Below are 19826 nucleotides of genomic sequence, written 5' to 3'. Positions count from 1 at the left end.
ACTTGGCTGCGCCCCCTGTTCAGGGCGCGACATGAACGACCGCCGCCGCTATATCCCGCCGACACCAAAGAAGTAAACACATTCGTTGCATTTATTTGGCTCAGATACGGCTTTTCGAGCTGGTCAGGCCGCTTCGCCGCCTTTCAATGTGGAGCTTTGATCCAGCGTGACGACCGTTCCGTTAACGCGGGACTGAATGTTGGCCACTTTGTCGCGCTCATTGTAGAACTGCTTGTACCAGTTGCGGAGCCGCCCATAAGGACCATCTGCGGGCACGGTGAGCAGATGTATGCTAGAACGCTTGTTGGCCCATATTTCCACGTCCTGGACTAGGCCGTCCCTCAACTGGTCCTGATATGTCGAAGCGACATGACGTTCCTCGTCGCTCAGCGGCCCTGAGCCATCGCTCATCCGTACCATTGTCGCGTGCCAAACACGGGTGCGGCCATCCTCGATCGGCGTATGCGCGACGAGCATGAACACCGGCAGGTGGCTGTTCATGTCGGACTGAAGAATGCCCGGCCCGGTATACCATGTATCGAGTTGGCTCAGTGTCGGCGGAAGATTTCCCCAGCCCCGGTTCACCGCGGTAAAAAGCTGGTGAACGACATGGCCGTCAAATCTGTTCGCGAAGTAGATGCAGCGTTCGGCTCCATGGATGGGCGACATATGCCCCAGGTCCGCCATGTTATCGACAATCTCACAGCCGTGAATGTCGATGTCGCCCAGATGATCGATCTTCCAGTTCACCCACCCCGCCTGATCATAATGGCCGCCGAAGTCCGGCAGAACATAGTCCGGCTCCAGCCCTTCAGGATCATGCCACACCCACAATATTCCGGCCCGTTCCACCAGGTGATAAGTTTTGAGGCGCGCAGTTCCGGGAATGAAGTCGGAATAGGGAATATCATTGCACTTTCCATCGGAGCCATAGCGCCAGCCGTGGAAGGGGCAGCGGATGGATTCACCCTGGATTTGATCGCCATCTCGCATGATGTAACTGGTGGCGTTGTTCGCCAAATGAGCACCCATGTGCGGGCAATAGGCCGAAACGAGGTAAGCCCTGCCACTCTCACCGCGGTAGAGGACGAGATCCTCGCCAAAATACCGCACCGGCACGGGCCGGTCCATGACCTGATCTGCGGCCCCTATCATGAACCACCCGCGCGGATATTGGAACGGGCCGAAGCCATAATCGCTGCTGCTCGCCATCTCTTCATCCTCTGATCACGCGGTCTTGATCGCCGCGATGCCCTTGACTTGATTAGCAGTTCCCCAGGCGGGTGGCGACCCCGAGCATCGCTTCCTGCCAACTGCCGGGCCTGATTTTGCAAGTTCACGCCTAACTCGGCGCATCTTAAGCCTGGACAAGCGGATCGGCTTGCGCCGAGCAGCATTTTCCGCGACCACTCCTGTAAATTGCTGGCCGCATCTGAAGGGGACATCATGGAACACCGGACCGGACGTCGAACATTCATCGCAGGCGCTGGCGCCTTGGCGATATTCCCTTCCTTGACCTCTGCCGCGCAGCGGACATTGCCGCCGGAACCAAAGACGATGCCCTTGATGCCTCGGCCGGCGAAGGGCGACGGGCCCGGCTTCACGCCGATTTTTGATGGCAAGAGTCTGTCGGGCTGGCGCGGTGATCCCACATATTGGCGCGTGGAGGACGGCATGATCGTGGGAGAGGTGACACCGGACACCCTCCTCCGCAGCAACACGTTTCTGATCTGGAGCGGGGGTCAAGTTGAAGACTTCGAGCTGAAGTTGGACTATCGGATCACGGCTCAGGGCAATAGCGGAGTCAATTACCGCAGCAAGGTCGTCAAAGACGAAACCACCCCCACCAACCGCTTTGCACTGTCGGGGCTGCAGTTCGATATCGATGGCCAGAATCTTTTCACCGCCATGGTATATGAGGAGCGAGGACGGAGCTTTATCGCCCGACGCGGCCAATTCGCACGCACGACGACAGAGCCTTCACAAGTGATCGGAGCGATTGGGGAGCCCGGATCCCTGAAGACGATGATCAGACCGGACTGGAATGAAGTCCACATCATCGCCAAAGGCCCTGCCCTCTATCATCTCTTGAACGGACAACTGATGGCGGCGGCAATGGATGAATCGAAGGGCCGCCGCTGCAGTGGCGAGATCGGAATGCAAGTGCATGTAGGTCCACCGATGAAGGTGGAATATCGGAATATCCGGTTGAAACGGCTGTGATGCGGAAGTGCCGACTTCGTGCATTGGTCCTGATTGAAGAAATCGCAGACACGAGGCCTTGATAACACCATGCGCGGCTTAGCGGTCGCACTCAGCCATCAAGATGATGATGCAGCATCGCCCTCGGCCCAGCAGGCCAGAGCCCCAGGTCAGCATAAACCGCCGCGACAGGGTCTTCACGGAAGGTCAAATTGATCTCCGGCGGAAAATATTGGGTCATCAGGACGACATGCAGCCGGTGGATCGGATCGACCCACATTCCGGTGCCAGCAGCGCCTCCCCAGCCGTACAGCCCCGGCGGCGTGCGTGAGGCAGACAGGTTCACCTGCATAGCCGCGCCAAAGACGACATCCTGCATCACATTGCCGTAGAATTGGGCATTGATCCCGGCCGGCAACAGGTTGGACCGCGCCAAACGCACCGTTTCGGGTTTCAGCAGCCTTTTGCCACGATATTCGCCCTCATTCGCGAGCATCGCGGTGAATCGCGCATAATCCTGGGCGGTCGAGACAAGCCCGCCACCGCCTGAAAGCAGCGCCGGACGGGCATAAGCGCTATCGGCTGGACCATCCACCAGGCGCCATGTCCCATCCTCACCGCGTTCGTGAAGGTTGACGAGCCGGTCGAGCTTATCGGAGGGTACGACGAAACTGGTGTCCGCCATCCCCAGCGGACCAAAGATGCGCTCCTCGAAAAAGGCATCAAGGCCACGGCAGGAAACGCGTTCGATAAGCGCTCCAAGCACGTCTATCGAGAGGCTGTATTCGAACATTTCGCCAGGATCGCGCGCCAACGGCAAGGTGCCGAGCAGTTCAACCATGTGCGCCAAATCGTTCGGATCTTCGCCACCGTCACGATGCGCGGAAATCCTGTCGCCGGGCAAGAGGCCCAGTTCCCGGTAACGCGCCGCAAGAGGTGAGAATTGCAGACCATAGCTGAAGCCTGCACTATGGGTAAGCAGATCGCGCACCACCGGCTGCCGCTTGGCCGGACGCACGGCGTCGCCTTCTTCTGAAACGAGCACATCGAGCTTGGCAAGTTCCGGAAGCAATTCGCCTATGGGTTGATCGAGACCGATCACGCCCTCTTCGACGAGCATCATCGTGGCGATCCCGGTGATCGGCTTCGTTTGCGAATAGATGCGGTGCAAGCTGTCGGGCTGGACTGCCCGGCCGGTTCCGAACCCCGTCTCGCCGACGGAAATGAAGCAAGGGTCTTCATCGCCCACGGCAACCGCGAGCACTGCCCCTGCGACATCACCCTGACCAATATGGCGCTCGAACAGGGTCGTCACTTCGCGGAAGCTTGCCGGATCAAAGCGGCGTGATGATTCTTGGTTCACATCCAATTCCTTCATCCGGAGCAATTCGCCGGGTTTTGCACATTAGGAGCCGTTCATCGCTGACATAACGGCGCTCAAGTACGGTCGAGCCACTTCCGGCAACTGATGATGCCGGAACATTTTCCAAAATATTGTCTGTCGTCAACATTATTGATCGACGGAACGGAAATAATACCGGACTGAGGTCAGCAGTTCTACAGGCCAAGTTCACCTTGACGGGGTTGCGAGGGCGTCGGGATCGGCGCTGGGGCGAGGGACCGGGACGAGAAGGGCGCGGCCGGAGCGACGAGGATGCGCGCAAGGCCGGTCAAGGTATAGACCGCCTGCCGTTGCGCCCCGCGATTATGATGATCGACACGATAGCCTTGATAATGACGGCGGAGTAGTCCTGCCGCCACCATTTCCGAGACGGCACGGCTGAGATTGGTCTTGCCCGACGCGCGGACCCGCAGCTTCACTTCCTCTTCGACCACCAGGCCCGCAGCGTCTTGGTCAGTTGGCAGACGCTCCTGCCCGGCAAGTTCGGCCCGCACTCGTGCGGCGAGCGCGAGGCGGCGAGGATCGCGCCCGCCCATCGGGGTCAGCGCATCACACAACCAGTCGCGCAGCGGCTGCAGCCCGCCATCCTTCGCCACCAAGGGTCCCGCGCTGCCGTCGGGCCGGGCAACTTCGGCGATCAAGGTGAGCAGCATGAAAGCATAGCGCGGCCGCGTACTCGCATGAGCGAGCCGGTCAAGCAGCGCCGACAAATCGCCGCTTCCGGATGATGGGGGCCTAATCGAACCGTGAAACATAACGGGGATGAATCAAGCACAGGTGGAGGCCAATGTGAATCCCTTGCGACAGGAATCGGTCGCTTTTGTCGCGCATGACACTTTGCCCGAAGGTAAAGTGTCATCGCTGGCACTTTAGGTCGCAAGATTTGGCCGCGCACGATGTTGGCCGGTTAGCGCCCGAGGGGAGCGCATTTTCAACCGATGGAGCAGGGATGCTGCAAACCTTCCTTTCAAGAACGACGCGCCGATCTTTGCTCACTCTCGGTGGCATGATCTCGGACACGAAAAAGCCCGCTGCTTTTTAGAGCAGCGGGCTTTTCTCTTTTACCAGTGGGTGGGGCTCAGTGTAGGCCGCTTCCGCCGCCTGCCAGTTCCTTGGCGATGGAGCCGACCATGTCCTTGGCGTCGCCGAACAGCATCTGGGTGTTGCTGTTATAGTAGATCGGATTGTCGATCCCGGCGAACCCTGCGTTCATCGAACGCTTGATGACGAACACCGACTTGGCGCGGTCCGCCTCGATGATCGGCATGCCCGCGATCGCGCTCTGGGGATCGTCGCGTGCCGAGGGGTTCACCGTGTCGTTCGCGCCGATGATCACCGCAACATCCGCCTGCGGCAGTTCCGGGTTGATGTCGTCCAGGTCCACCAACTGCTCATAAGGCACATTGGCTTCGGCCAGCAGCACGTTCATATGGCCGGGCATGCGGCCCGCCACCGGGTGGATCGCGAACTTGACGTCCACGCCCTTCTTGGTGAGCGCCTGGTAAAGCTCGCTGACCTTGTGCTGCGCCTGCGCGACGGCCATGCCATAGCCCGGCACGATCACCACAGTGCCGGCATTTTCCAGCTGCATCGCGGCTTCCTCGGCCGAGGCGGAGCGGACGACGCGGTCGTCCTTGCCACCAGCGGCGCCAGCCACGACATTGCCGAACCCGCCGAACATGACGTTGGCAAAGCTGCGGTTCATCGCCTTGCACATGATGACCGCAAGGATGAAGCCCGACGCGCCGTCAAGCGCGCCTGCCACGATCAGCAGCTTGTTCCCCAGCGCAAAGCCCATGGCGGAAGCGGCAAGACCGGCATAGCTGTTGAGCAGCGCGATAACGGTCGGCATGTCCGCGCCGCCGATCGGGATCACCAGCAGGATGCCGAAGAGCAGGGCGAGCGCCGCGAAAACGGGGAACAACCAGGTCTGCGTCGGATCAAGCGCCAGCGTGACGCCGATCACCACCGCCGCCAGCGCCACCGCGCCATTGACGATACGCTGGCCGGGGAAGGACACCGGGCGGCTGCCCATCAGTTCCTGAAGCTTGGCAAAGGCGATGATCGAGGCCGTGCAGGTCAGAAAGCCCAGCAGGATTTCGAACATCAGCGCCCACATGATGAAGCCGCCGGCATATTCGGCATGGGCATGCTTGTAATATTCGGCAGCACCGATGAGGCCGACCGCAAGCGCGCCGAAGGCGTGGGAGATGGCGGTCCGCTGCGGGATCGCCGTCATCGGCATCAGCAGCGCCATCGGGATACCCGCGGCCGCGCCCGCGATCATCGCGATGATGATCAGGTTGTAATCGACCACCTCATGCTGGACGAGCGCGCCGATGATGGCGATGACCATGCCGATCTCGCCCGCGCGCACGCCGCGCCGGGCCGTTGAGGGATGGCTCATCCACATCAGCGACAGGATGAACAGGGCCGATGCGGCAATCGCCGCGAAAGGTACGAAGGCGTCCATCTGTTACTTCCCCCGCGGCTTGAACATCTTGAGCATGCGATCGGTGATCATGAACCCGCTCACCAGGTTCACCGTCGCACAAAAAACCGCGATGAAGCCCAAGGTCTTGGCAAGAGGCGTCGCCCCTTCCTCACCCGTGATCGTGATCGCCCCCACAATCACCACCGCCGCGATCGCATTGGTCAGCGACATCAGCGGCGAGTGCAGCAATGGCGACACCTTCTTGATCAGCTGAAAACCAAGAAAAGCCGCCAAAATGAAGACGAACAGATAATCTGCATTCAATGCGTTCACTGACTTATCCCCTGTCCAGAAGCCGCGATCCGATCAAGACACCCTGGCGGTCTTCCGATTTCCCCCCGGTCCGGGACATAGCGCCCCTGCCATGATCGCTGGCTCCCATAAAACCCCTCCAACCATTATTGGGCGTCCCATATTGATCCAGTCGATCGCAGGCAAGCCGCCGCACCCATTTATCACGCCATCGATTCGCGCAATGAATTTATTCAGCCTCTACGGCAAGCTGCCCGGATGGCTCGCGCGATTTTCAATATCAGCAGATGCGCCGACGCGTCTTCATCCGGTTTGCTTGAGTGTCACGGGCAGACCGGCAGCGACGAAATGAACCCTGTCGCAGACAGCCGCGACATGTTGATTGAGAAGGCCTGCCTCATCTCTGAAGCGGCGAGCAAGGGTATTTTCAGGAACGATCGACAGCCCGACTTCATTGCTGACAAGCACCATAGGCACGGTGCAACCACCAACAGCGGTGACCAGATCCTTGCTCCAACGGTCAATATCTTCACCCGCGAGCAAGAGGTTTGACAGCCAGAGAGTAAGGCAGTCGACAAGGATGGGGCCAGATTGTTGCGCCTGCGCGATGGCGGCGGGCAGATCGATCGGCGCCTCTATCGTCTGCCATCGCTTGCTCCGCCGGACGCGATGCGCGGCGATTCTGTCGCGCATCTCGGCATCGAAGGCCTGCGCCGTGGCGATATAATTGATGGTGCCGGGCAAGCCTTCGCACTGCGCTTCGGCATGGCGGCTCTTGCCTGAGCGGGCGCCACCGAGCACGAGCATTTTCTGCCAAGCGTCCATCAGCGAAATCCTTCGATTGCCGCAGTCATGAGCCAGAGCAAGGCGCAAGCCCGGATATAAAGCGAAAGCGCCGCGCGCGCGGCGGCGGGGGTGGCTTCCGCACCCTCCCCGCCAATCCATGGCTTGGCATGAAACTCCCCCTCATAGGCGATCGGCCCGGCGAGCCGGATATGGAGCGCGCCCGCCATCGCCGCCTCCGGCCAACCCGCATTGGGAGAGGCATGGCGGCCATGATCGCGCCACAAAATACGCCAGCCGCCCAGGCCGCCCAAGCAGATGAGGAAGCCCGACAAGCGCGCAGGGATGAGGTTCAAAAGGTCATCAAAGCGGGCGGCGGCCCAGCCAAATGCTGCGAACGGTTCTTCCCGGTGCCCGATCAAGCTGTCGGCGGTGTTGACGGCCTTATAGGCCCATATGCCGGGAAGGCCGCCGACAAGCAGCCAGAAAAGCGGCGCGACGACGCCGTCGCAGAAGCTTTCCGCGAGGCTTTCTATAGCGGCGCGCGCAACGCCTGCTTCATCCAGCGCGGCGGTGTCGCGGCCGACGATGTGGCCGACGGCGCGGCGGGCGGCGAAGAGATTGCCAGCCTCCAGCGCCTGCACCACGGGCAAGACATGATCGAACAGACTGCGCTGCGCGAGAGCAGGCCAGGCCGCAAGCGCGAGCCCCACCCAGGCCCAGGACCCGAGCAGTTGACGAAGAAGGCGATCGGCACCCCAGGCGGCCGCGATGGTGATCGCCAGGAGGATCAGCAGTGTGAGGATGCCACCTGTCCGGCGGCGCGGGGTGCTGAAGCCGGGGTGGTTGAGGCGGCGTTCGCAGGCGGTGATGATCCGGGCGAAGGCGCCGACCGGATGTCCGACGCGCGCGTGCAGCCTGGCTGGCCAGCCGAGAACCGCGTCGAGGACGAGCGCGGCCAACTCAACCAAGGGCTTCGTCCAGCCGGGCCAGATCGGCATCGCCGGCAGGCAGGCCGAAGCGCAGCCAGTGAGGATAATCTTCGAACGGACGCGTGAGAATCGCTTGCCGCGCAAGGCGGTCGAACAACGAAGCAGCGTCTGGCGTATCGATCAGGCGGAATAACGGGCAGTCGCCGCGCGGGCTGAAGCCGTGCCGGATGAGCACCGCGTCAAGGCGGGCCGCGCGAGTGGTCAAGCTCGCGACCGTCTCGTCGATCCAGCGCCGGTCGCGATAGGCAGCCCGGCCGAAATCGATCGCCGCCGCGGATAGCGGCCAATCTCCCATCAGACGGCGGCAGGCAGCGACAATGGGGGATGGCCCGAGGAGGAAACCTAATCTCACCCCCGCCAAGCCGAAGAACTTGCCGAAGGATCGGAGGATGATCAGGCTTCGGCCATCGTCAACCTCGCTGGCGATGCTGACGGCAGGCATGCAGTCGGTGAAGGCTTCGTCGACGATCAGCCAACCGCCCCGCTTTTCCTGACGGCACAGAAGCTGCCGCATCTGCGCCCGCGTGTAGAGGCGGCCATCAGGATTGTTGGGATTGGCGAGGAGGAGCGCGGTGCTCGGCGGTGCGGCTTCCGGCTGCTGCAAGGCATGCATATTCGGGAAAGCCTGCGCATGGGTGCGGTAGGACGGTTGGATGTGGCAGGCGGGCGCGTCGATCAGATGGCGAAGCAGGCGCAGACCGGTCTCGCTGCCGGGTAAGGCGCAGATATGATCGGTGGTAACGCCGAAATGGGCGGCAGCGGCTTGTTCGAGATCGGCGAGTGCTGCGGGATCTGGGAGCGATCGCCAATCGGTCTTTATCGCAGCCGCGCCGGGCCAGGCGAGCGGGTTTATGCCGGTTGAGAGATCGATCCAGGGAAAGCGCGCCTCCTTATAATGCTGACGCGCAGCGGTGAGGCGCCCGCCATGCCAGTGGAAGATGCCGCTCATCGCGCCAGCACCAGCGCGAAGAGCAAGCCGCTTTCAACAAGCTCTATGCCCGCGCCATGGCCGTCTCCCGAAATGCCGCCGATGCGGCTGCGCAACCACCATGCCCAGAATGGGATGAAAAGGGCGGCGGACAAGAGTGGGGGGATTATCAGGCAGAGGGCTGCGGCAAGCATCACCCAACCCAGCAGATGCGAAGCGCCGATACCGTCGCGGAAGCGGCTGGCGAGACCCTGGTGAAGCGGCGGGAGCCAAAGGGTCCAGGCGAGCGGGCCGATCCGGGCTGCGAAGGGCACGGCGACAAGGGCTAGCGGCGGGACATGCTCCGCGCACAGGCGGAGCAGGACCAGCTTTGTGAGCAATTGCAGGGCGATCGAGACGACGCCGAAGCTGCCGATGTGCGGATCAGCGAGAACGGCGGACAGCTTTTCCCGGTCATGATGCGCTGCTCCGGCTCCGTCGGCCATGTCGCCCAGGCCATCGAGATGGAGCGCTCCCGTCATGGCCACCCAGGCAATGAGGCTGAGCAAGGCGGCGATCCAAGGATCGCTCTGCAAGCCCATTGTCATGGCGGCGGCGATCGTCAGGCCGACGATGATGCCTGTTGCGGGGAACCAGCGGATAGCGGCGGCGAAGTCGTTTTCGTCCGCGCCTACGTTCGGGAGCGGCAGGCGGGTCATGAGTTGCAGGGCAAGGATGAGGCGGGTCATGTCACGAGGCCTGTGATCTGCGCGCCGGGATTGTCTCCGGGCCAGAAGCGCAGCGTGAGCACCGCCGAATAGGGGAGATCGATCGCCCAGGCCTGTTGATAATTCAGGCCGCAAAGCGCCGTCAGCGCAGCACGGATCGGTCCTGCGTGCGTGAGGATGAGGGTGGGCTCCCCTACGTCGCCCAGTGCCGCGCTAACACGGTGGCAGAGGCCGGACCAGCTTTCGCCGCCTGGCGGAGGATAGTCGTCGGGAGACGACCAGAAGCGGGCAGTGTCGCCGGCTGGAAGCGTGGTGGGGTCCATGCCCTCCCATTCGCCAAAGTTCAGTTCGCGCCAGCGCGGGTCGATCCGATGAGCGGCTTGGCGATCGGTGGCGATCAGCGTGGCGGGCGCGCTGGCGCGTGACAGGCCGGAGCTGGTCAGACAGTCGAATGCGAGCGCGCGTGACCGATCGATGCACAGCTGCATGGCGGCTCGATCAGGCGGCATGTCCGTGTGACCGAGCAGAAGTCCGGGCGTTTGTGGTGCTCCATGCCGCATCAGGTGGAGTGTCAACGGGCTCATAGCGCGCCCGCGACGGCGGCTTGCGCGAAGGTCGCCATATGCGCATGCGCCGCGAGGGCCGAGCGGACGAGCTGCGCCGCGACGGCCGCGCCGCTCCCTTCGCCCAAGCGCATGCCGAGGTGCAGCAGCGGGTCAAGGCCGAGCTTCTCGAGCAACCGGGCATGCCCTGCTTCGGCTGAGCAGTGGGCGGCCAGGCAGTGTTGAGTGATGGCGGGATTGTCGCGCGCGAGGGGAGCGACCGCTGCGCCGCAGATGAAGCCGTCGAGCAGCACCGGCACGCGCATCATCCGCGCGGCCAGGATCGCACCTGCCATGGCGGCGATCTCCCGACCGCCGAGGCGGCGAAGCGTTTCGAAGGCGTCGGTGCAATGGGATGCGTGCAGGGCGAGCGCGACGCGGACCGCCTCCGTCTTGCGGGCGAGGGCTGCTTCGTCGATGCCCGTTCCCCTCCCCGTCCAGTCCTGCGCCTCGCCGCCGAAGGCGTGAAGGCACAGCGCGGCGGCGGGGGTGGTGTTGGCGATGCCCATCTCTCCGGCGAAGAGCAGTTCGCAATCTTCAGGCACCACGGCAGCGCCTGCGTTCAGGGCTTCGAGGCACTCGGCCTCCGTCATGGCGGGGGCTTCGCATATGTCGGCGGTGGGCTGTTCAAGGGAAAGCGGGACGATCACCAGATCGGCTCCGCAAGCGCCCGCAAGCGCATTGATCGCCGCGCCGCCAGATTGGAAGTTAGCGACCATCTGCGCAGTGACGGACGCCGGAAAGGCGCTGACGCCACGCGCGGCAACGCCGTGATTGCCGGCGAAGATGGCGGCGCGGATACGGTCGGCGCGCGGACACTCGCGGCTCTGCCAGCCCGCCATGAAGAGGGCAATTTCCTCCAGGCGGCCTAGTGATCCGGCGGGCTTCGTCAAAGAAGCCTGCCGCGCCGCCGCAGCGTCGATCGCCGTCGCGTCGCTGCCAGGAAGTGTGGCGAGCGCGGCCTGAAAACCGTCGCGGTCCTCAAAACGGATCATGTGCAGACAAAGCCCTCGGGCGGCGTCCGGACGATGAAGTGCCCCTTCACCCCTTGCGGCCATTCGGCGTAGCGCACGACGCCCTCTTCGCTGGCGCCATGGCGCAGGGCATAGTCAAGGATGGCGCGCGCGGCATCCGCGTCCGGGGTGAAGTCGCCCAGCACATAGCCGACCTTGCCAGGGCCGCGCACATGGACGGTGCAATGCCGCTGGCAGGCGAAGAGGCAGGGCATTTCCTGCACGGCGATCGCTTCATAGGCAGGCTCCTGCGCCTGAAGCCCGCGCATGGCATCGACCAGCAGCGCACCGCCGCGCCGCCCTTCGCTGTCTTCCCGTTGGTCTGCGGACAGGCGGCAGGTCGAGCAGACGACCACCGACGCGCTGTTTTCGACGGCACGCAGCATCAGCGGCACGCTTTTATAATCATCTGAACATGAAAGACCGGCATCATGGCCCTCCCTGCAAAATCGAACCGCAACGGCCCTGACCGGCCAGTGGCGGGCAAGGCGATGGCTGTCGTCCGCGGGGAACCCCGTTCGTCCGGCACACCCTGTCCGGTCGAAGAACGACTGCGGCAGGCAGGTCTCCTGGCTCACGGGTCGATGCGCATCGGCCGCCTTCTCGGGAGATACTCCCCCAATGGCTGCGTGGCCGGTCCACTCACCGCTTACAGTTGCAGGGGCAGCGCGGGCATTGCACCCGACTTCCCTTTTGATCCCCAAACGGGGAACCTGTCGCGGCGCTGCTGATAATGAGGCAGGACCAAGCCCGCAAGCGGTAGATGAAGCGGCGCCTCGTCAGCCGGGCAGCCCGCCTGCCGCCAGCATGGCGTCTGCCCGGGCCAGCACGATGATCGGCAACCCGGCGCTGGCGGCGCGTTCGGCAGCGAGGCGGGTGGGGGCGGATATGGTGACAAGCAGCGGGCAATTAGCGAGCGCGGCCTTCTCCACCAGCTCATAGGAACAGCGCGAGGACAGTAGCGCAAAGCCGCCATCCCATGACAATTGCCGCCGCCGCATCGCCCCGATCAGCTTGTCGAACGCGTTGTGGCGGCCCACATCCTCATAGGCGAGGCGGATTGCGCCATCTGCCCCCGCCAGGGCAGCGGCATGGACAGCACCGGTTTGCCGATTGAGCGGTTGATGCGCGGCAAGATCGCCCAACGCCCGGAAGATAGCCGCCCGGCCTGCGGTCGAGCGGGCTGTCACGGCGGGCAGGGGCCGCAGCGCCTGCTCCAGATTTTCGACGCCGCATAAGCCGCAGGAGGAATCGGAGACGCGGTGACGGACGCGGCCGAGCAGTCCCTCCACCCGCTCCGGCGGCAGCGTGGCGCGGGCGACCAGGCCCTGCTCCGTTACATGGACGTCAACGTCGAGCGGCGCGTCCGATGGCAGGACCAGCCGCTCGGCAAGCGCGAAGCCCTGAACCAGTTCGGCCACGTCCCCTGGCGTCGCCATCAGCACCGCATAGCCGACGCCGTTGAACTCGATCGCGACGGGCATCTCCTCCGCCAGATCGCGCTCCACGAACGATGCGTCGCCCTTTGGGCTAATGCGGGTGAAGGAGAAGGGAAATGGCATAGCGCCGGTCTAGGCGGGCGGGATGCGCCCTGCAATATGACGCAACCATGCAACTGCCGCTTTCCTTTGCCGGTCAAGCCATCTATGCACAGCCCCGATCGCGCCGGTGCCCGAACGGGCTTCAAAGGGAATGCGGTGCGGGCTGCCGGTCAGGCGCCCAAATCCGCGGCTGTCCCTGCAACTGTAAGCGGTGAGCGAGACGCATAGCGACTTTCCGTTACCGCCGGAGGGTCAGCCACTGGGCCGGACGCTAAATCATGCGAGGCCTGGGAAGGCCATGTGTCGAGCGATGACCCGCAAGCCAGGAGACCTGCCGGCGTCTGGTCGCTCTTGCTTTGGCCCAGGGGATGGCCGGGGCACGGTATTCCGTCTGAGCGACGCGTGCGGCGGGACCGCACCGGCATGCGTGCCGGGCGCTAAGATGCGTCCGTCCGGCGCGTCGTGCTGGCCGCATAGCGGAGGTCCCGTCCAGTCTCGCTGACGCAGACGGGAGCCAAGCCGTCCGATGGTTATGCAAGTTCCGGCGCTGCGCCGCCGCGCGACATGGATGTTCGCGCTGCTGATCGCCGCCAATATCGGCCTTTGGATATGCGCCCTGATGATCTTCTCGGGCGATACGATGATGCTGGGCACCGCCCTGCTCGCCTGGAGCCTGGGCCTGCGTCATGCGGTGGACGCCGACCATATCGCCGCCATCGACAATGTGACCCGCAAACTGATGCAGGACGGGCAGCAGCCGCTGACCGTGGGCCTGTGGTTCGCGATCGGGCATAGCGCGATCGTGCTGATCGCGGCGGTCCTCATCGCCTTTGCCGCCAGTGCCCTCAGCCGCGTCGAGGCGGCGGGGGAGATCGGCGGCACGATTGCCACGATCATCTCCGCAAGCTTCCTCTTTGCTATCGCGGCGATGAACCTCATCATCCTGCGGTCTGTTCTGAAGACGTTCAATCATGTTCGCAACGGCGGAACCTATGTCGATGAGGACATGGACATTCTGCTGGGCAATCGGGGCATGTTGTCGCGCCTGTTCCGGCCGCTGTTCCGCCTCGTCACGCGTAGCTGGCACATGGCGCCGCTCGGATTTCTCTTCGGGTTGGGCTTCGACACGGCGACCGAGGTGGCCATCCTCGGCCTGTCGGCGGGTCAGGCGGCGAGCGGCCTTTCGATCGCAACGGTGCTTATATTTCCCCTGCTGTTTGCAGCGGGCATGGCGCTCATCGACACGGCGGACGGCGCGCTGATGATGGGCGCCTATCAATGGGCGTTCGTGAAGCCGATCCGCAAGCTTTACCATAACATCACCATCACGCTGGTGTCGGCGCTGGTCGCCATCGTCATCGGCGGGATCGAGGCGGCGGCGCTGCTGGGCGACAAGCTGGGCCTGACCGGCGGCATCTGGTCGATCGCCGCCCGTCTGGGCGAGCATTTCAACAGCCTCGGCTTTTTCATCATCGGCCTGTTCGCCGCCTGCTGGCTGGTGAGCTGGATCATCTACCGCTGGAAGCGCTTCGACGAGATCGACGTGCTCATCCCCAACAAAGGACAGACATTATGAGCAAGGTTCCCGCCACGGTCATCACGGGCTTTCTGGGTGCCGGAAAGACGACGCTGATCCGCCATATGATCGAAAATGCGGGCGGGCGTCGGCTCGCCCTCATCATCAACGAATTTGGCGATGTCGGCGTAGACGGTTCGCTGGTGAAGGGCTGCGGCGACGAAGCCTGCCCGGACGAGGATATAATCGAGCTTGCCAATGGCTGCATCTGTTGCACCGTGGCGGACGATTTCCTGCCCACCATGCAGCGGCTGCTGGACCGGGACGTGCCGCCCGATCACATCATTATCGAAACCTCAGGGCTCGCACTGCCCAAGCCACTGGTGAAAGCGTTTCAGTGGCCCGATATCCGGACGCGGGCGACGGTGGACGGCGTCATTGCGCTCATCGATGCGGATGCGCTTGCAGCCGGGCGCTTTGCCCATGATGAAGCCGCGCTCGCTGCGGCGCGGGCGGCCGACCCGACGCTGGACCATGACAGCCCCATCGAGGAGCTGTTCGAAGACCAGCTGGCCTGCGCCGACCTGGTGCTGCTGAACAAGACCGACCTTGTCGCGCCTGAAAAGCTGGCGGAACTGGAGCAGCAGCTGGGCGGGGAAGTGCGGCCGGGCGTCCGCCTCCTGCGCACCGCGCGCGGCGAGATCGACCCCGCCGTCCTGCTCGGCCTTGGTGCGGGCGTCGAGGACCAGATCGATGCGCGCCCGTCCCATCATGATGATGAGGAGGATCATGATCATGAGGATTTCGACAGCTTCGTCCTGCAACTGGAGGAAATCGGCAACCCCGCGCCGCTGCTGGCGGCTTTGGAGAAGCTCATCACCGACCATGACATTCTGCGCGTGAAGGGCTTTATCGCCATCGCCGGGCGCCCCGCACGGCTGGTCATCCAGGCGGTGGGACCGCGCATCCAACATCATTTCGACCGGCAGTGGCAGGCGGACGAGGTGCGCGCGTCGCGGCTGGTGGTGATCGGTCAGGCCGGATTGGATCGCGCCGCCATCGAAGATGCGCTGTCAGGACAGCTGGCAGACGCCTGATGCATTTGCTGACCGCCACGCCGGGCACCGTTTCGAACGGGGATGAAGCCATAGATCTTGGCCAGTCGCCGGGCGACATCGTACTGCTGACCGTGGCGGACAGCGACCTTGCCTGCTTTGCGAGCGCGGCGGCGATGCTGGGCGATGGCGCGCCTTCCATCCGGCTCGCCAACCTTCTGCAATTGAAGCATCCCTATTCGGTCGATCTCTATGTCGAAAAGGTGATTTCCCACGCAAAGTTTGTCTGCGTCGTGTTGCTGGGGGGCAAGAGCTACTGGCCCTATGGCATTGAGGAAATTGCCAATGTCGCGCGAGAAAAGGGCATAGCGTTTGCCGCGATCGCCGATGGCCGGGAGGATGATCCGGAACTGCGCCTCGCGTCCACCCTCCCACCCGAAACATGCGATCTGCTGCGGGATTATCTACGGCAGGGAGGCATCGCCAATGCGATCGCCTTCTTGAAGACGGCCGCGGGGATCGCGGGACGGGATACGGGCTATGCCGACCCGCCGGTGCCGGTCGCCGACGCGGGGCTGTATTTGCCGGGTGTCGAGCGTCCCGTGCTGGATCAGGTGAAGGCGGGCTGGACGGATGGGCAGCCTGTAGTGCTGTTCCTATTCTACCGTGCGCTGCTGATCGCCGGGACGCTGGAAGCGGTGGACGCGATGATCGCCGGGCTGCGAGCGGCGGGGCTGAATGTGCTGGCGGTGCATGTGCGTGCGCTGCGTGAACCCTTTGCCCGGGACTTCCTGGAAGGGGTGATCGCGTCAGTGGGTCCTGATGTCATCCTGAACGCGACCGCCTTTGCTGCATCCGCGCCGGGCGAGCCGCGCACGCCATCGATATTGGAGCAGGCGGACTGCCCTGTCCTCCAGACGGTGTTCGCCAGCGCCGAACAGTCGGCATGGCAGGACAGCGCGCGAGGCCTGGGACCGCGCGATCTGGCGATGCATATCGCCTTGCCCGAGGTGGACGGGCGGATCTTTACGCGGGCGGTCGCTTTCAAGGCGGCGGCGCGATTCGACGCGCGCACCGAATGCAGCATCATCGTGCCGCAGGTGCTGGCGGACAGAGTGAGCTTCGTCGCGCAACTTGCTGGAAATTGGGCGAGGTTGCGGCGTACTCCTTCGGGTGAGCGGCACGTGGCGCTGGTGCTCGCCAATTACCCGAACCGGGACGGCCGGATCGGCAATGGCGTCGGACTCGACACGCCGGAAAGTGCGGCGGCGATCCTGCGGGCGCTGGGAGAGGCTGGCTATGCAATTGGCGGTGCGCCCGCCGAGGGCGCGGCGCTGATGCAGCTGATGACGGTTAGCGAGACAACGTGCGCGCTGCCCCTCGCAGATTATCGTGCTGCGTTCGCAGGACTGCCTGGAAGCGTTCGCCAGCTGGTGACGGACCGATGGGGAGAGCCGGAGGATGATCCATTCTGCAAGGATGGCGCGTTTCGCCTGCGCGTGCATCGCTTCGGCCATGTCGCGGTCGCCGTGCAACCCTCACGCGGCTATGATGTCGATCCCAAGAGCAGCTATCATGATCCAGCGCTGCCGCCGCCGCATGCCTATCTCGCCTTCCACATCTGGCTGGCCCAAGAATTTGGCGCCAACGCAGTTGTGCATGTGGGCAAGCATGGCAATCTGGAATGGCTGCCTGGCAAGGCGATCGCGCTTTCGGAAAACTGCTTCCCCGAAATCTGCGCCGGACCGATCCCCCAAATCTATCCCTTCATCGTCAATGATCCGGGCGAAGGCACGCAGGCGAAGCGCCGGATCGGCGCATGCATCATCGACCATCTGACGCCGCCACTGACGCGGGCAGAGACCTATGGGCCGCTCAAGGAGTTGGAGGCGCTGGTCGACGAATATTATCTGGCGGCTGGTATGGACCCGCGCAGGCTGGAGACGCTGCGGCGGGACATATTGGCGCTGGCTGCGGCGCAGGGGCTGGACAAGGATGCAGGGGCGCAGGGCAGCGGCGATGATGCGCTGGCGGCGATCGACAATTATCTGTGTGAGTTAAAAGAAATGCAGATCCGCGATGGGCTGCATGTCTTCACCCGATCGCCCGAACGGGTATTGCGCCGCGATTTGCTGATCGCCTTGGCTCGCTGCCCCAGGGGATTGGACGGAGGGCAGCAATCGCTGCTGCGGGCGTTGGCTGATGATCTGGCGCTTGGGTTCGATCCGATCGACTGCGGCATGGGCATGCCTTGGACGGGGCCGAGACCGCAGATTCTGGCGGATACGACACCTGACGTCTGGCGCAGCACCGGCGATACGGTCGAGCGACTCGAGCTCTATGCCATGCAGCTTCTCGATACGGGAGAAGCCGGTCCCGGGCCTGCAAGTGCGCAGGTTCTGGAGACGATCCGCAATGACCTCGCACCCCGCGTCGACGCTTGCGGAGGGGCGGAGAAGACGGCACTGCTTCAGGCGCTCGACGGAAGGTTCGTGGCGCCCGGTCCCTCCGGGGCACCGACACGGGGACGGCCCGATGTATTGCCGACCGGACGGAATTTCTATTCGGTCGATACGCGCGCGGTGCCGACCGTCGCGGCGTGGAACCTGGGCCAGAAATCGGCAGAGCTGGTCGTGCAGGACTATCTCCAGCGAGAAGGCGATTATCCGCGCGCTATCGCGCTGTCGGCCTGGGGCACGGCAAACATGCGCACCGGCGGCGACGACATCGCGCAGGCGCTCGCGTTGATGGGCGTGCGGCCGCGGTGGGACTGGGGATCGGGACGGGTGGTCGGGTTTGAGGTGATGACGATCGCCGAACTCAACCGGCCCCGCGTGGACGTGACGTTGCGCGTGTCCGGCTTTTTCCGCGACGCCTTTCCCGAACAGATCGACCTGATTGACAGCGCCGCCCGCGCCGTCATGGCGCTGGACGAGCCGGAAGAGGATAATCCCGCCGCCGCGCGTCACCGGGCGGAAGCAACGGCGCTCATGGCCGAGGGCGCGCCTGAAAAGGCAGCGCTGCGCCGTGCTGGGACGCGTGTCTTCGGATCGAAACCGGGCGCCTATGGCGCGGGATTGCAGGCCATGATCGACGAGCGGCTGTGGCATGATCGTTCAGACCTGGCGAACATCTATCTCGATTGGGGAAGCCACGCCTATGGCGGCGGCGTCGAGGGCGATGCGGAACGCGATCTGTTCGCCCGGCGGCTGGGCGAGGCTGATGCTCTCATCCAAAATCAGGATAATCGCGAGCATGACCTGCTCGACAGCGATGATTATTATCAGTTCGAAGGCGGGATCGCAGCGGCGGTCGAGCATCTGTCGGGCCGCCAGCCACTCAGCTATCATAATGACCATAGCAGGCCCGAACGGCCGGTCATCCGTACGCTGGAGGACGAGATCGGCCGGGTGGTGCGTGCGCGCGTCACCAATCCCAAATGGATCGCGGGCATGATGCGCCATGGCTACAAGGGGGCGTTCGAGATCGCTGCATCGGTCGATTATCTCTTCGCCTTCGCCGCCACGACGCATGGCGTCAAAGACCATCATTTCGACGCCGTCCACGCCGCCTTCATCGAGGACGAAACCGTGCGCGCCTTCATGGCCGAAGCCAACCCCGCCGCGCTGCGCGAAACCGCCGCACGCCTCCACGAAGCGCTGGACCGGGGGCTGTGGCGCCCACGTTCGAACAGCGCCGCCATGATCCTTGCCCAACTGAAGGAAGATCGCCCATGATCGAACGCACGCCGGAACAGCATGCCGAAAAGATGAAGAAGAAGCAGGCCGCCCATGACAAGATCATGGCGACCAAGACGCAGGAAAAGGGCCTGCTGATCGTCCATACCGGCAAGGGCAAGGGCAAGACGACCGCCGCGCTCGGCATGGTCATCCGCGCCATCGGCCATGGCAAGCGGGTCGGCGTCGTCCAGTTCGTAAAGGGCGCGATGACCACCGGAGAAAAAGCGGTGTTCGATGCGTTTCCCGATAATGTCACATTCAAGCCGATGGGCGAAGGCTTCACCTGGAACACGCAGGACAAGACCCGGGACATCGCCCTTGCCCGCGAAGCATGGGATGAGGTCAAGCGGATGATTGCCGATCCGGCCTATGATATGGTGCTGGCGGACGAACTGAATATCGTCCTGCGCTACGATTATCTGCCGGTCGAAGAGGTGCTGGAAGCCGTGACGAACAGGGACGAGATGAAGCATGTCCTCATCACAGGTCGCAACGCGCCCGAGCCCCTGATCGAGGCGGCGGACCTCGTCACCGAAATGACGCTGATCAAGCACCCCTTCCGCAGCGGCGTGAAGGCGCAGGCGGGGATTGAATTCTGA

The 19826-nt window shown here is 63.6% G+C and carries 18 protein-coding genes and 2 riboswitches; of the genes, 5 read left to right on the top strand and 13 right to left on the bottom strand.

The annotated features are described in order from the left end of the window. Positions 1–123 precede the first annotated feature (123 nt). Positions 124–1212, bottom strand: coding sequence for a Rieske 2Fe-2S domain-containing protein (locus tag NCHOL11_RS15050; RefSeq protein ID WP_097093404.1), 1089 nt, complete (start codon positions 1210–1212; stop codon positions 124–126). Between the two features lie 300 nt (positions 1213–1512). Here NCHOL11_RS15050 and NCHOL11_RS15045 point away from each other — a divergent pair, with 300 nt between their 5' ends. Continuing rightward, positions 1513–2223: a 3-keto-disaccharide hydrolase gene (locus tag NCHOL11_RS15045; protein WP_255254864.1), complete on the top strand. Its 711-nt coding sequence runs from the start codon at positions 1513–1515 to the stop codon at positions 2221–2223. Between the two features lie 91 nt (positions 2224–2314). Here the strand turns inward: NCHOL11_RS15045 and NCHOL11_RS15040 are convergent, their stop codons facing one another. From NCHOL11_RS15040 to NCHOL11_RS14985, 12 genes are all read right to left on the bottom strand, one after another. Further along, positions 2315–3565 (bottom strand): serine hydrolase domain-containing protein, encoded by a 1251-nt coding sequence (locus NCHOL11_RS15040; protein WP_176502304.1) that lies wholly within the window; start codon positions 3563–3565, stop codon positions 2315–2317. 194 nt (positions 3566–3759) lie between these two features. Next, a complete protein-coding gene (locus tag NCHOL11_RS15035) occupies positions 3760–4359 on the bottom strand; it encodes a hypothetical protein (RefSeq protein WP_097093402.1) in 600 nt (199 codons plus the stop codon). Between the two features lie 323 nt (positions 4360–4682). Then, positions 4683–6077: an NAD(P)(+) transhydrogenase (Re/Si-specific) subunit beta gene (locus NCHOL11_RS15030; RefSeq protein ID WP_097093401.1), complete on the bottom strand. Its 1395-nt coding sequence runs from the start codon at positions 6075–6077 to the stop codon at positions 4683–4685. Positions 6078–6080: 3 nt separating this feature from the next. Next, a complete protein-coding gene (locus NCHOL11_RS15025; protein ID WP_097093400.1) occupies positions 6081–6371 on the bottom strand; it encodes an NAD(P) transhydrogenase subunit alpha in 291 nt (96 codons plus the stop codon). Between the two features lie 282 nt (positions 6372–6653). Further along, positions 6654–7175, bottom strand: coding sequence for a bifunctional adenosylcobinamide kinase/adenosylcobinamide-phosphate guanylyltransferase (gene cobU, locus NCHOL11_RS15020; RefSeq protein ID WP_255254863.1), 522 nt, complete (start codon positions 7173–7175; stop codon positions 6654–6656). Next, positions 7175–8134, bottom strand: a complete 960-nt coding sequence (gene cbiB, locus NCHOL11_RS15015) for an adenosylcobinamide-phosphate synthase CbiB (RefSeq protein ID WP_097093399.1) — start codon at positions 8132–8134, stop codon at positions 7175–7177. The genes cobU and cbiB overlap by 1 nt, the downstream gene beginning before the upstream one ends. Continuing rightward, complete coding sequence (locus NCHOL11_RS15010; protein WP_097093398.1) at positions 8097–9074, bottom strand: threonine-phosphate decarboxylase; 978 nt, start codon at positions 9072–9074, stop codon at positions 8097–8099. Before NCHOL11_RS15010 ends, cbiB begins: the two co-directional genes overlap by 38 nt. Next, the gene (locus NCHOL11_RS15005; protein WP_097093397.1) at positions 9071–9781 is read right to left on the bottom strand and encodes an adenosylcobinamide-GDP ribazoletransferase; all 711 of its coding nucleotides are present in this window, start codon (positions 9779–9781) and stop codon (positions 9071–9073) included. The genes NCHOL11_RS15010 and NCHOL11_RS15005 overlap by 4 nt, the downstream gene beginning before the upstream one ends. Next, positions 9778–10320 carry a histidine phosphatase family protein gene (locus NCHOL11_RS15000; RefSeq protein WP_369680253.1) on the bottom strand — a complete coding sequence of 181 codons (543 nt, stop codon included), beginning with the start codon at positions 10318–10320 and terminating at the stop codon, positions 9778–9780. The genes NCHOL11_RS15005 and NCHOL11_RS15000 overlap by 4 nt, the downstream gene beginning before the upstream one ends. Positions 10321–10340: 20 nt before the next feature. Beyond that, complete coding sequence (gene cobT / locus NCHOL11_RS14995; protein WP_097093395.1) at positions 10341–11357, bottom strand: nicotinate-nucleotide--dimethylbenzimidazole phosphoribosyltransferase; 1017 nt, start codon at positions 11355–11357, stop codon at positions 10341–10343. Beyond that, positions 11354–11761 carry a DUF1636 domain-containing protein gene (locus NCHOL11_RS14990; protein WP_097093394.1) on the bottom strand — a complete coding sequence of 136 codons (408 nt, stop codon included), beginning with the start codon at positions 11759–11761 and terminating at the stop codon, positions 11354–11356. The genes cobT and NCHOL11_RS14990 overlap by 4 nt, the downstream gene beginning before the upstream one ends. Positions 11762–11917: 156 nt before the next feature. Beyond that, positions 11918–12107, bottom strand: a riboswitch (cobalamin riboswitch). 47 nt (positions 12108–12154) lie between these two features. After that, complete coding sequence (locus NCHOL11_RS14985; RefSeq protein WP_097093393.1) at positions 12155–12937, bottom strand: formate dehydrogenase accessory sulfurtransferase FdhD; 783 nt, start codon at positions 12935–12937, stop codon at positions 12155–12157. Positions 12938–13024: 87 nt separating this feature from the next. Continuing rightward, a riboswitch (cobalamin riboswitch) is annotated at positions 13025–13269 on the top strand. A 173-nt stretch (positions 13270–13442) separates the two neighbouring features. Between NCHOL11_RS14985 and NCHOL11_RS14980 the strand changes: the two genes are divergently transcribed. Genes NCHOL11_RS14980 through cobO form a run of 4 tightly spaced genes read left to right on the top strand, consistent with a single transcriptional unit; the run spans position 13443 to position 19826 of the window. Continuing rightward, positions 13443–14492 carry a HoxN/HupN/NixA family nickel/cobalt transporter gene (locus NCHOL11_RS14980; protein ID WP_097093392.1) on the top strand — a complete coding sequence of 350 codons (1050 nt, stop codon included), beginning with the start codon at positions 13443–13445 and terminating at the stop codon, positions 14490–14492. Then, positions 14489–15529 (top strand): cobalamin biosynthesis protein CobW, encoded by a 1041-nt coding sequence (cobW, locus tag NCHOL11_RS14975; RefSeq protein WP_097093391.1) that lies wholly within the window; start codon positions 14489–14491, stop codon positions 15527–15529. The genes NCHOL11_RS14980 and cobW overlap by 4 nt, the downstream gene beginning before the upstream one ends. Further along, complete coding sequence (gene cobN / locus NCHOL11_RS14970; RefSeq protein ID WP_097093390.1) at positions 15529–19224, top strand: cobaltochelatase subunit CobN; 3696 nt, start codon at positions 15529–15531, stop codon at positions 19222–19224. Before cobW ends, cobN begins: the two co-directional genes overlap by 1 nt. Beyond that, positions 19221–19826 carry a cob(I)yrinic acid a,c-diamide adenosyltransferase gene (cobO, locus tag NCHOL11_RS14965; protein WP_097093389.1) on the top strand — a complete coding sequence of 202 codons (606 nt, stop codon included), beginning with the start codon at positions 19221–19223 and terminating at the stop codon, positions 19824–19826. The genes cobN and cobO overlap by 4 nt, the downstream gene beginning before the upstream one ends.

It is taken from the genome of Novosphingobium sp. Chol11 (assembly GCF_900218065.1).
Classification (GTDB): Bacteria; Pseudomonadota; Alphaproteobacteria; order Sphingomonadales; family Sphingomonadaceae; genus Sphingobium; species Sphingobium agri.
Note: the sequence above shows the minus strand (reverse complement) of the source record. Positions and strands in the feature narration are given on the sequence as shown.